Source organism: Oligoflexus sp., assembly GCF_035712445.1.
In the GTDB taxonomy this organism is placed as follows: Bacteria; Bdellovibrionota_B; Oligoflexia; order Oligoflexales; family Oligoflexaceae; genus Oligoflexus.
This window is the reverse complement of record NZ_DASTAT010000062.1, coordinates 1-12,321: the sequence shown is the minus strand read 5'-3', so window position 1 is coordinate 12,321 and position 12,321 is coordinate 1. Positions and strand designations below refer to the sequence as shown.

The window sequence follows — 12,321 nt, the reverse complement described above, 5'->3', positions numbered from 1 at the left end:
CCTCCCATGCGCATCATGCTCCTCCTTAGCCTTCTGACTTTGGCCGGCCCTGCCCATGCCGCCGCGCCGACGGAAATCAGGTTCTGTCTGGAAGACAAAGCCATCTATCCGCTTTATAACAAACCCGGCCTGGAAGACTCGAAATACCCGGGGATTCTCGTTGAATTCGCGCGCCACGTAAGCCGGAAGCATGGCGTGAAGCTGAACCTGATGCGGCGCCCGCCCACCGCCTGCCGCGTCCTGATGAAAGCAGGCAGCGTGGATGCCTATGGAATCGTCAGCTATAGGACCGATCGCGAGGACTGGGCCGTCTATCCGAAACTCCCCGATGGAACCGTGGATACCCGGACCATCTTCAAGCAGTCGGGCTATTTTCTTTATTCCAGGCAGGACAAGGTTCTGCCCTGGGACGGGACCAATCTCGGCACTCTGAAAGGCCTGCGTATCGGCAGCAGCGAGGGTTATTCGATCAACGAGGAATTGAAGGCAGCCGGCGCGAGCGTGGAAACATTCAAATCGGTGGACGCGATGTATACAAGGCTCATGGAAAAGCAGCTCGATGGCCTTGCGCTGCATTCCAATCGCATCAACAAAAAGCTGAATATGGGACTTCGGAAGTATGAAGGACCGCTCAAGATGAACGACTACTACTTCACCTTTTCCAAGGCTTTCTATGAAAATCATAAGGAATTCTGTGAAAAGATCTGGAAGGATTCGGTGATGTTCGAGGAATCAGCGGAAGGGAAGAAGGCGATGACCGGCTACGAATCGCTTGACGACTTTCCGCGGGAATGAGGCAGGCCGACCCGAAGGTCGACCGCCGAGCGAACCTTACTTGGCGCTTTTGCCTTCCAAAGCTTCCAGCAGAGCCTGCTGTCTTTCCTTGCGAAGACCTTCTTCGTCGCCATCTTTTTTGGTTTCGCCAGCCTCGTCCTTGGCAACCGTCGAGGTGCTGCCAACAGTGGTACAAGCGGTGGACACGATCACAAGAGCCAGAGACATCATCAAACTTTTCATGGAGGATAGTCCTTCATCGGAGGCGCCTGTGTATCCGTCGAAAAATTCTGGACAATAAGGCAACCTACGGGAATCATTAATGATGGCGTTCCTTGTCCATCCAGCCTACGCATATATTGCATGCAATTTGGGTGCTGTCCAGCTATATCATGTCAAATTAACTCGTTCGAATTTCGCATAAGTCGCACTCATGGGAAACCCGGCAAAGCTCAATGGTTTTCACAGCCCCCTCAGACGCGAAATAAATGGCGTCTGACGGGGTGCCGCAACTTGTGACAAAGGCTGATTGATCCTTGGGCATTCCGAGCGAGGTTTCCACCTCGGTTCAGGCGTTGGTTCCCACGGGCTGTTGCCAGGCACCGTCCTGCAGGATCTCCTGAAGGATTTCCGTCGAGGAAAGGCTATGCAGAAGAATGGTCAATTCCGAGCAGCTGGCGAGGTCCACATCCGATGCGTAGGGTTCGATCTGTCCGGCGCGGGTGACGGTCAACGGCAGGACCGCATAGGCTTTATCCTGCCAGTGCTTTTGAATGGATGCCTGGCCGCTGGCACCCGGCTTTGGAACGAGGGTCACCAACTCCACCTGCTGCCGATCCAGAAGATGGCTCCAATAAACGGCATCCACAGGCTGGCCGAAGGCTTCGACCGCCATAAGGCTCCGCAAGGTCTCGTGATCGACATCGCGGTTTTTTTGCGTCAGATAAAGCCGGGGGGCCTTGGATAGCTGCAGCACCTTCCGCAAAGCCTCCAGATTCACACCGACGTTATTAACAAGACCGATGACCCCGCGCCGCGTATCCACCATGGCCCTTTTTAAAACCGACTCTTCCATGATATTGCCATGTATGATGCGCAGCCCATCGCGTTCGGCCTCGCGACATTTGCGGTCATCTCGATCGAGCAGGACCACATCCTGATCACCTTCCATGAGCTTCTGCGCCAGCGCCCGCGCGAGTCGATGCGCGCCCAGAATCACATAACCGTTATTCCGCGGCCGACGCACACCCAGGAATCCGGCCACGAAATCAGCGCTAAGGCCCTGCAGGATCACAGTGGTCGCGATCACGAGAAAGACCAAAGCCCGAAGCTGATTGCCACCGCTTAGACCATTTTCCGCAAGTCGCGTGGCAAAAAGTGAGGCTACCGCCGCGGCCACAATCCCTCGCGGCGCAAGGAAGGACATGAAAAGTCGCTCCCGTTTGCCCAGCTTGGTGCCCCAGGAACTCCAGATCACAACGATGGGCCGCACGATAAACATGACACTCAGCACGGTAAAGACTCCGGCCCAGCCAAGTTCCACTATATCGGCGAGACGGATGGAAGCGGTCAGCACCACAAACAAAAGTCCGATCAGGAGGAGCGTCAGCTGCTCCTTGAATTCGAGCATTTTATGCCGCGTGGGAAGTTTGCCGTTTCCTACGACCACGCCGGCGATCGTCACCGTCATGATCCCGCTTTCATGAAAGATCGCGTTGCTCGCTTGAAAAATGACGAGCGCGGAAGCTAGAGTCAAGATGTTGGCATATTCATCGGGAACGATATGCGGCCGCCGCAGAATCCAGACCAAAGCCATCCCACCCAAGGCTCCAGCCACACCTCCGAAGGCCAGTCGGAAGCCGAGGTCCGCGAAACCGATGGCGGCATCCATCGGAGCGCCGCTGATCACGACTTCAAGTCCAATCACCGCGATCAAAGCCCCGACCGGATCGATCAGCACACCCTCGGCCTGCAGTATGGTCTGAAGATTACGCCGGATGCCGATGCGATGCAAAAGCGGAGTGACGACGGTCGGACCTGTGACTATGATCAGGGTTCCGAAGAGAAAACTCAGAGACCAGCTCCAATCCATGATCAAACGCGCAGCGAATGTTCCGCCAATGGCTGTCAGTACAGCGCCCGAGGTAATGAGCCGTCGAATGACGACAGCATTGCGCTTCATCGCATCCATGCGGAGCAGCATGCCGCCTTCGAAAAGAATCACGGCTACCGCCATTCCAATCAGCTCGGTCGTGCGCGAACCCAGCGTCACGGGATCGATCACCCCCAGTCCATCCGGACCAAAGGCAACACCGGCCAGTAAAAAAAGGACTATGCCAGGCAGCTGCAAAAAGCGCGCGATAATCTGACAAATAACTCCGATCAAGAGGGCCAGCGATAGCATCAAAGGAACGCTCAGACTCATCCGGGCTCACCTACGAGTTTTTGCAAAGCTTGCGTGAAGATTTCCGTCGGTTGCGCGCCCGAGATCAGATACTTGCGATTCAAAACAAAGGCCGGCACACCCGTCAAACCAAAAAGCTGCGCTTCATTCTCGTCCTGCCGCACGGCCTCGGTGAAGTCATCCGAATCCAGCATGGTCTGCGCCCGGGCCGCGTCCAGGCCGGCTTCCTGCGCGATCGCGAGCAGAGTCTCTTTTCTTCCGATGTGACGACCCTCGGTGAAGTAGGCCGCAAAGAGTTTTTCGCTGACAGCGTCCTGCAGGCCAAGGCTTTTTCCCAGGTGCATGAGGCGATGGGCGTCGAAGGAATTGGTGGGAACGATACGATCCATATGAAACTCAAGACCGAGCTGTCGACCCTGTTCTTCCATGTTGGCATTCATCTCCTTAGCCCATTCCAAAGAGCGACCATATTTTCGCGCTAAAAGCTCATGGATGCCGAGATCGTAATCACGCTGGGCTTGGGGATCGAGTTCAAAACTCCGCCAGGTGACTGTGAATTGTTCCTTTTGGGGCAGGGCATCCAGCGCCGCCTGAAAGCGCCGCTTGCCAATGTAGCAAAAAGGACAAAGGATATCCGACCAGATTTCTATCGTATTCACATGCGTGCCTTGCTGATGATGGCCTTGATCAGGTTCCGGCTGACGTTGCCGGCCAGTTCCTGGATCAGAGCGTTGCGAACAGTCTGCTGCCAGACCCCTTCAAAATCGAATTTGCCCTGGGACTTATACTGCAGGAACACCGACTCCATCACCTGGAAAAGTTCTTCTCGCTTCGCTTCGGGCATCTCGATGAAAGCGTCGTGCAGCATGCTCAAAAGAATTTGACCCGACAAGGCCGAACCCAATTCGAGCTTATCCTTGATAGCATTCTGGGCCATTTGCTTGGCCGAACCTATCCATGATCCTATTTTTTCCATAGCCCCGCCCTCTCCTTCCAAACCAGACCCCAAGAGTTCGGAGCCCTATGAATAAGGTACGCAAGATGGAATGAAAGTCAAAGTTCTGATTCGGAGTCAGTCCTTTTGTCCTCTAAACGGATCTTAATCTCTTTTTAACAAAGCATAATTCTTGGTCTTTTTAGCATATTTCCAGAAAGGTATAAATGACCCCCTTCGGAAAATGCGCTTTGGGTCGACAAACAGAAGTCGGCTTCGAATCAGGACAAGCGAGGGTCTATGCAAAAGCGCAGCCTCTTATTCCATCTTATCTTCCTTCTGTACGGCCTCGGAACAGGTCATGCAGCCAAGGCCAGCGAGTTGAATCCGGGGATGACCCTGACCGAGCTGGAATATGAAATCGCCGATCATCCCCGGCGCGTGAATGAATGGGCGCGACAAACTTTTGCCACAATGGACAGGAGCAAGGTTCCTGATCAATGGGTGAAGATTCTGGCGACCATTTTCCTGGCCAGTGCCGAGGTGGGCGAGGATCGCGGCACCACAGCGTCCCAATATAAGAAAGATGTGGACGACGCTCTGCAGATGGCGCGGCAGATCCGTGCCTGGCAGGAATACGACATTTTTCAATCCCTCATCAATCAGATCAAGTTTGCTCAAAACTTCGATGCCTTCCTGGTCGAGGAACTCAAACTTCTCAACTTTATTTTCAAGAATGCGCCGACCGACGTCGCTCTGATTCGCTTGAGTCAGATTGCCAATTCGCTCAGTACCCATGGCCGCCGGGCTGCGGCCCGAAAATATGCGAATCAGGCCAAGCTTATCCTGAAGGAAAAGCAGGAAATCAGTGAGTTCCGCCGCGAAGCGATTCATGGCAGCATCGCCTTGATCCTGATGGATGATGGCGACACGCGGAAAAACTCCGAGGAGCTTTTTCAGGAGGCCACGCAGTATTTCAAACGCGTCGGTCGACGTCATCTTCTGGCCCAGACCACCTATAACTATGCGGCCAATACCGTCTTCCAAGGAAGGGCCTCCACCGAAGAGCTGCAAAAGGCCATCGGATATATGGAGCTTGGCATCAGCGCGGCTCAGGCAATCGAAGATCCCGGTATCGGCGGTCAATCGCGGGCGCTCCTGGCCCATGCCCTGAATCGCCTCAGAAAATTCGCCGAAGCGGAAACCGTGGCGCTCGAAGCGATTGCCTTTCTGCATGGCAGCCATGATCTGGGAACAATCAGCGCCAGCATCGCGGCCGGCACCGCGGAATTGGAATTGAAGAAATATGAGCAGGCCAAAACCAATCTGACCCGGGCCGAGGAACTCGTCGAAGAGATTGCGAATACACCGCTTTACCTGCGCGTGGAGCTGAAAAAGAACCTGTCGCAGCTGTCCTTCGCCAACCAGAGTTTTGACAAGGCCTTCCGCTATCAAATTGAATACTACTACCTGGATAGCGAATGGAATCGCCAAGGAAAGAAGGCCAGCCTTGCCGCGCGTCGCGAACTTGGCTTTGCCGGTGATGATGAGGGGCTGGCGGATGAAGAAAGCAGCCTGATGTCCTATTCGTCATGGGCGATGGGGCTTTCGCTTGCCCTGTCCTTGGTATGCATCGTCGCCGTCTATCGGAAAAACCGCACCATACGAAAGCTGGAAGCCGACTTCGAAACCCAGACGCTGCAGCGTTCCTTTCCGCCGAAGATGGTCGAGGAATTCATGCTGGGCCGATCGACTCTTGATGAGAGTTCCCACTCGCGCCTTGTGACTGTGCTGTTCGCTGACCTTGTTGATCTGGGTCAGGTCTGCGATAAACTGGGCGCGGAAAGGGTCACCCGGCTCCTGAATCAATATTATTCCCGTATGTCCGGGATTATTTTTGATCATGAGGGCATGCTGGATAAATACATGTCCCAGGGTGTATCGGTGATCTTTGGAGTGCCGCATAAAACGGCTGGCAAGGAACAGGCCGTCCGTGCGCTGCACTGCGGCATCGAAATGATGCAGGCGCTCAAGGATTTGAATGCGGATTGGAAAAAGGAATTCGGTGTGTCGATCACCATGCGCCTTGGACTTTGTCAGGGTGAAGCCGTGGTCGGGGCCTTTGGATCGGAAAGTCGCAAGGAATATACCGCCGTGGGGTCCACGGTTCATCTGGCAGCCGCCCTGCAGGAACATGCCGAGCCCGGGCAGATACTGCTGACGGAATCCCTTGCGCAGTTCTTCAAAGGAGACTGCGAAATGGTCGGTGAACTCGTGGCGGAAACGAGCGGGAAACCTTTGGTCGTCTATACCTATCCGTGGCAGCTGGAGGCGGATGAAAAAGACGACAAAGGGGTCGAGGTTGCGAGCTGACTCGTAGCCGCGCTGAAGATTTTAGTCACAAACACGAAAGCTCCTCCGAATAAGGTGTCAGACGTAGGATGACCCCGTGGCTGCCTGTCCGCCCCGACTCTTGACAAGGACGCCGTCGTTGTTCTGAGCGACTGGTCGGATGAGGATGCGACGCAGATCCTGGCCAACCTGCGAAAAGACGGGGATTATTATTTCTATAAGAAGGGCACCGTGCGTATGGCAAGCGCGACTCGCAGCTGCTTGTGGCCCATCCTGGCAAGAAAAATTCGCATTCGCACGGCCTCGACTTATTTTCATGCGGCGCTGGGCCATGCCCCGATGCAGGGGTGAGCAATTCCCCCCTTGAATTATAAAAAAACGGAAACTTCTCCCTCCACTGTTGAGTTGGCTTCTCTCTTTGTCAATCATCCCTGAACACTAGGGGCGCCCCCGCGTGCCCTTCCTCCATCCTGACTATAGGGAAAAATATGCGAGACATGCCACAGGACAAGAGCCTGGACAGCACCGTGGAGCTGCTCAGCGACGCCTATCGTTTCATTTCCAAACGCTGCAAGCAACACCAGAGCAGGATCTTTGAAACCCGCGTGATGCTGCAGAAAGCCATCTGCATGCAGGGTGAAGAAGCGAGCCGCCTATTTTATGAACCCGATCGTTTCACTCGCAAAGGCGCGATGCCGCCCACCGTTCTGAAACTTCTGCAGGACGTCGGCAGCGTGCAGACTTTGGATGGCGAGGATCACCAGCAGAGAAAGCAGATGTTCCTTTCCATGATGAAGCCGGATAGTCTGCAAAAACTCTCCGATATCTTTGCCGAGCAGTGGCTGCTCCAGATGGAGAAGTGGAAGGATAAGGATCAGATTCTTCTTCTGACCGAAGCCCAGGATATCCTCACCCGCGCGGTCTGCATTTGGGCTGGCGTGCCGATGACCGAAGCCCAGTCGAAATTAAGACGCGTGGAATTTTCATCGATGATCAGCGGGGCGGGATCGGTGGGCCTGCGCAACTGGTGGGGCATGTTCCTGCGCAATCAAACCGAGCGCTGGGGACAAAAGCTTATCAGCGGCATTCGTGAGACTCAGAAGGAAAATGCCCAGGCCTCACCTCTTGAGGCCATTGCCTGGCACCGCGATCGCCAGGGTGAGTTGCTGGATGTCGACACCGCAACGGTCGAACTCATCAATATCCTGAGGCCCACGGTGGCCGTGGCCTGGTATGTGGTGTTCGCAGCCCATGCACTGGAGGTTTACCCGGAATGCCGGGCTCGTCTAATGCAGGGAGACAGCCAGTATTTGGAAGCATTCGCCCAGGAAGTTCGGCGTTTCTATCCGTTTTTTCCCATGGTCGCTGGCAAACCCACCCGCGATTTCGAATGGCAGGGCTATTCTTTCAAGGAAGGCGCTTTGGTTCTGTTTGATATCTATGGCACCAATCATGATGCCGACATCTGGAAAGACCCCGAGGCCTTCCGCCCGGAACGCTTTTTGGAAAACGAGATCAATCTTTTCAGCCTCGTGGCCCAAGGCGCAGGGGATGTCGTGAAAGGCCACCGCTGCCCCGGTGAGTGGATCACGGTTGAACTTTTAAAGCGATCGGCGCATCTTCTGACCAATACCATGATCTATGACGTGCCGGCGCAGGATCTGAGTCTTGATTTTTCCCGCATGCCAGCCATTCCTCGCAGCAAATTCATCATGAGCAACATCCAAGGCCTCACTCAGCCTGTGAGTGAAGAGCAGGGCGCTGTCTCGTTTGATGGCTATCCGCAGCGTTCTGATTTCGCGTTTCCGGGGTCGCCGCCTCTGCGCGAAGCGATGGGCGGCATGATGCAATAAGGTGCGGCGGAGGATGAATCAGTCATCCTGCTGCTTTTTGAATTCCTCTTCACTGGTTTCCTGCTGCCGCGAGGTTTCATAACCACAGGCCAGCTTGGGATCCTGCTCCAGACGATCAAGGTCCTTCGCACACGAGGCATAAAGGGCCGAGCTGACCGGCAGTTTTTTCGCCTGCCGGAGCTGCTCCCGTCCAGCTTTGCCGTCGGGCGTGGAAAAATCGCTGTTGCCTTTGCAGATCAGGGCGACGGCCAGCATGGTGCGCGTGCAGACATTGGGCTCGTCGTAGGTGAAGGCTTCCGTATGAAATTTCACCGATTCGCCCAGATCGCCTTTCACATCGAAGAGCCACTTCAGAATGCGAAGGTCGGGCACCAGACGATAGAACATGCCGAGCGCATAGCGGGCTGCACCCTGCAGTGACGTATTGGGACCGAACTTATGCTGGAATTTGGAGTTGACCGTTTCCAGCCAGAGTTTCTCCACGACCTTGGCGTTTTTAAGCGAGGCGAAGATGCCTTCGATGCTCGCAATCTTGCCAAGGTTCACACCCAAATAGAATTTACAGAGGGGATTGTCGGGCCGCATTTTCAAACAGGCTTCAGCAAAGGCTTTGCCGCGCAGGAAAGCCGCTTTTGCTAAAGGAAAATCCTTTTTATCTTTAAAACTATTACCATATTGAAAGGCCGCATCGGACGCGATCCAATAGCCGTCGATCCACTTGGGCTCCCGTTTGGCAAGGGCCTCCATCAATTCCATCTGGCGTTTCAAAGCCTCGGCCGGAGCGACCTTGCCTTTCCACTGTTCCCGCAGATCCGCCCATTCCTTATGCAGCTCAGGATGACGTTCAAAACCACTGCCATCATAGGGGTAGGTTTCATAGGGGACCGTCGCGTCGGCTTGGGGTTTGGCGAAACTCATAGGGGTGATGAGCATCAGCAAAAGAGCATATTTAAAATTGGGCATGAAGAACTCCTGACACCAAGATGGTAAACGTGGATCGGTGTTTTCTTCAAAAACTCCAAGCCGCAATCCTAACGATTGGGAAAGAATCCCCTTTTCAGTCCCAGTCGCATGCACTAGGATGGCCGCCTCCAGGAGGAGGACAGCATGAAAATAGGCAGCATTCTCATTCCCATCATCGCATGGGCTCCCTTGGCCAAGGGGGAGTCGGCATCCGAAACAGGTGATGAAACCGTCGTGGTCAGCGGAAAGCGTACGGCCGTCGATACGTTTAACGGTGTTCTGGGGTCAAGACCGCTGACCGAAACCCCCTTCTCCATCCAGGTCTTTGACAGCGACCGCATGGGGTCCGACGTCACAGTCAATCAGGTTCTGCGGCGTGATCCTGCGCTGACCAATGTTGCGACGGCCGGTGGATTTTCGGCCTTCAATCTCAGCTTCCGCGGCTTCCATTCAGGCGCGGATGCGATCAGTTTTTATGGAATGGGACCTGGGGCTCTTTTTTCCGGCTCACTTGGGCAGCTCTATAGCGTGGATCGTCTGGAGGTGATCAAAGGTCCTTCGGCCGGACTCGGAAGTTTTTCTCCGAATGCCGCCGTGGGCGGCGCTGTCAACATCGTGCCGAAGCTACCTTTTCAGGATAATCGCAGCACTCTCACACTCGGTGGGCGCGAACTCGGTATCGTGAGTGGGCACCTTGATTTGAATCGGAGTCTAGGTGATCGAACGGCCGTTCGTCTGAATTTGGCTTCGGAAAGAGGCCGAACTTTTTACGAAGGACGCGATGAGCGGGACGTCATTGCCCTATCTTTAAGGCATAAACTCAGCGACAGTGCGGAACTGGTGCTGGGTTATGACCAGATGCGGGTGCGGAGCGAGGGCTATCAGAATGCCTTCGTCCTGGCCTCGGGCGTGCCTGTGCCCAAGGCGCCTCATCCGCAATCATTTTCAAAAATGGACCTGGCTGGAGCAGGAATGGAATTACGGCTACGGGTCGCTTGAATGGAACTTCGCACCCGAATGGAAGCTCTTCGTGCAGGGGCTTTACGGAATCAGGCGCCGCCCTATCCTGTCCTCGGGCACGGGACTTATTCGCAGCGAAGATGGCGACATGCTCCTGCGTCCCACTTATTTCGCGGAAGGCACACGCTACAAACCTGTATTCGGCGGAAATGTTTTTCTGAGCCACACGCTCACGAGCGGCCCCTGGACTCATCATCTGACACTGGCCTCCCTTGAGAATGGTTTTACCTTCATAACGGCTGAAGGCGAGGCCTTGGCACCGATTCCTTCGAATCTTTACCAACCGATCTATACCGAGCGTCCGGCGCTGAATGTAACCGGCCGGGGCCGCAGCAGCGAGGTCCATGCCAGCACCCAGGCCTTGAGTGATGATATTCAGCTGAACGATGAGTGGAGTCTTCTACTGGGCATCAAAGACAGTCTTCTCCGTTCCGACAGTTATAACGTGAGCAGCGGAGAGAAGACCCTGCATCGGAAAGATGAGGGCACCACACCTTTTGGAGCTGTCAGCTATCAAATGAGTCCACGGACGCTGACCTATCTCTCCTATGCCGAGGGTCTGGAGCGCGGAGGCGTAGCCCCCGCCACGGCCGCCAACACGAATGAAATCATGCCGCCGGTTCGCAATCATCAGGTGGAACTGGGCCTGAAATCAAACGAGATATCGGGCCTCTTCCTCACGGCTGCCCTTTTTGAAATTCGTCGCGGCCTTGAATATCTGGACGCCGAAACCAACGTCTATCTCCAGAATGGACTGCAGCGCAACCGGGGCCTTGAACTCAATGCCAGCGGTCTCATCGAGGACCGACTCACGCTCCAGGTCGGCCTGCTGCTTTTGGATGCAAAGATAGTGCGTGTGGAGACGCTCCGGAATAAGAATGCGCCCGGTGCGCCGAGCCTGACCTTGCCCCTGACCCTTGATTATCAGTGGAACGATAATTGGAATGTCTCGGGTTCTCTCTATCATTTCGGCAAACAATCCGTCGATGCTGCGAACACGCGCGAACTGAAACCCTGGACGCGGGTCGATGCGGGGCTGAAATATTCGATGCGCGTCGGGGAACGTCCACTTTTCGTGCAGGCTCTGGTGAAAAACATCGGCCAGCCGCGCACCTGGGTCTCTGCAGCCGGCGGCCAGCTTGTCCTTGGGCCTCCAGAAATTTGGAAGCTGGCTCTGCAGACCGGGATTTAATTTATTCAGCCCGCGTGGGTGAATGAATGCAAGCCGCGGATACTGCTAGGAGCGCCGCGCATCCTGAGTATACTCCTGAGAAAAGGAGGAAAGCAGAAGATGTGGCGTTCCCTTTATCTTTTTCTATTAATCAGCTGCACACAGACCGGAACCATAATCTCGGACGCTCCGCCTCCGAACCTTTCTCAGCCTGTGATTCGGGGTGGATGGGCTCTGCCGGTGGACGAGCACGAGGAAATCCAAAGGGCCGAAAACGTGGAACGCCGCGATCATGAAATTCGTGTGTCGCTCGCTGTTGAGCATTTCGAAAAGCCGGGTTTTGATCGCTATGGTTTTTGGGATCAGAGCGGAAATTATGAGCATGCGTATGGAGGCGATCAGGATGGATCTTTTTCCTATCGCTTCACCGGCACGGAGATGATGCCCAGGACCCTGGAAATCAAGGCCCGCCTGAGTGCGGAATCCCAATCACAAGGCAAAGCGGATGAAACGAGCGACGTCACGCTGCTGATCAACGGCACGGAAGTCGGACGGCAGACCGTCGTGCCCGACAACGGTGTGGGCCGCTTTTATGTGTGGAGACTGAAGGATCCCGCTCGTATCAGAAAGCTGCGCCTCACGCCTGATGCCACGAACGAACTGCGCTTTGTGGTCGATCCTCAAGCCAAAAAGAAGCATGGACTCTGTATTTACGGAAAAGCTCTTAATGCCTCCGCGCCGGAACCGGGTGAACCGATTACGATCGTTTATCGTCTGGATGAAAAAGGGGGAATACGATGAAAACTATTTTGGGGCTGATCCTGCTCCTGCTGAGTGCACGCGCCTCAGT

The 12,321-nt window shown here is 54.9% G+C and carries 11 protein-coding genes; 6 read left to right on the top strand and 5 right to left on the bottom strand.

The genetic code is table 11. The annotated features are described in order from the left end of the window. The first annotated feature begins 6 nt into the window (after window positions 1–6). Window positions 7–795 (top strand): transporter substrate-binding domain-containing protein, encoded by a 789-nt coding sequence (locus tag VFO10_RS12615; RefSeq protein ID WP_325140625.1) that lies wholly within the window; start codon window positions 7–9, stop codon window positions 793–795. Window positions 796–831: 36 nt separating this feature from the next. On the opposite strand, the gene VFO10_RS12610 is transcribed toward VFO10_RS12615, so the two are convergent. The 4 genes from VFO10_RS12610 to VFO10_RS12595 all read right to left on the bottom strand — a co-directional run bounded on the left by VFO10_RS12610 (window position 832) and on the right by VFO10_RS12595 (window position 4,154). Continuing rightward, window positions 832–1,017: a hypothetical protein gene (locus VFO10_RS12610; RefSeq protein ID WP_325140623.1), complete on the bottom strand. Its 186-nt coding sequence runs from the start codon at window positions 1,015–1,017 to the stop codon at window positions 832–834. 325 nt (window positions 1,018–1,342) lie between these two features. Then, window positions 1,343–3,199 carry a sodium:proton antiporter gene (locus tag VFO10_RS12605; protein WP_325140619.1) on the bottom strand — a complete coding sequence of 619 codons (1,857 nt, stop codon included), beginning with the start codon at window positions 3,197–3,199 and terminating at the stop codon, window positions 1,343–1,345. Then, window positions 3,196–3,837: a DsbA family oxidoreductase gene (locus tag VFO10_RS12600; protein ID WP_325140617.1), complete on the bottom strand. Its 642-nt coding sequence runs from the start codon at window positions 3,835–3,837 to the stop codon at window positions 3,196–3,198. Before VFO10_RS12600 ends, VFO10_RS12605 begins: the two co-directional genes overlap by 4 nt. Continuing rightward, window positions 3,834–4,154: a hypothetical protein gene (locus VFO10_RS12595; protein ID WP_325140615.1), complete on the bottom strand. Its 321-nt coding sequence runs from the start codon at window positions 4,152–4,154 to the stop codon at window positions 3,834–3,836. Before VFO10_RS12595 ends, VFO10_RS12600 begins: the two co-directional genes overlap by 4 nt. Before the next feature lie 258 nt (window positions 4,155–4,412). On the opposite strand from VFO10_RS12595, the gene VFO10_RS12590 reads away from it, so the two are divergent. Together VFO10_RS12590 and VFO10_RS12585 are read left to right on the top strand one after the other, a co-directional pair. Next, a complete protein-coding gene (locus tag VFO10_RS12590; RefSeq protein WP_325140614.1) occupies window positions 4,413–6,485 on the top strand; it encodes an adenylate/guanylate cyclase domain-containing protein in 2,073 nt (690 codons plus the stop codon). Between the two features lie 467 nt (window positions 6,486–6,952). Beyond that, a complete protein-coding gene (locus VFO10_RS12585) occupies window positions 6,953–8,317 on the top strand; it encodes a cytochrome P450 (RefSeq protein WP_325140612.1) in 1,365 nt (454 codons plus the stop codon). 18 nt (window positions 8,318–8,335) lie between these two features. Here the strand turns inward: VFO10_RS12585 and VFO10_RS12580 are convergent, their stop codons facing one another. Further along, entirely contained in the window at window positions 8,336–9,280 is a 945-nt protein-coding gene (locus VFO10_RS12580) for a hypothetical protein (protein ID WP_325140610.1), read from the bottom strand. A gap of 144 nt (window positions 9,281–9,424) precedes the next feature. On the opposite strand from VFO10_RS12580, the gene VFO10_RS12575 reads away from it, so the two are divergent. From VFO10_RS12575 to VFO10_RS12565, 3 genes are all read left to right on the top strand, one after another. Then, entirely contained in the window at window positions 9,425–10,279 is an 855-nt protein-coding gene (locus VFO10_RS12575; protein ID WP_325140608.1) for a TonB-dependent receptor plug domain-containing protein, read from the top strand. Continuing rightward, on the top strand, window positions 10,167–11,492 hold the full coding sequence (locus VFO10_RS12570; RefSeq protein ID WP_325140606.1) for a TonB-dependent receptor domain-containing protein: 1,326 nt from the start codon (window positions 10,167–10,169) through the stop codon (window positions 11,490–11,492). The genes VFO10_RS12575 and VFO10_RS12570 overlap by 113 nt, the downstream gene beginning before the upstream one ends. A 99-nt stretch (window positions 11,493–11,591) precedes the next feature. Further along, window positions 11,592–12,272 carry a hypothetical protein gene (locus tag VFO10_RS12565; RefSeq protein ID WP_325140605.1) on the top strand — a complete coding sequence of 227 codons (681 nt, stop codon included), beginning with the start codon at window positions 11,592–11,594 and terminating at the stop codon, window positions 12,270–12,272. The last annotated feature ends 49 nt before the right edge of the window (window positions 12,273–12,321 follow it).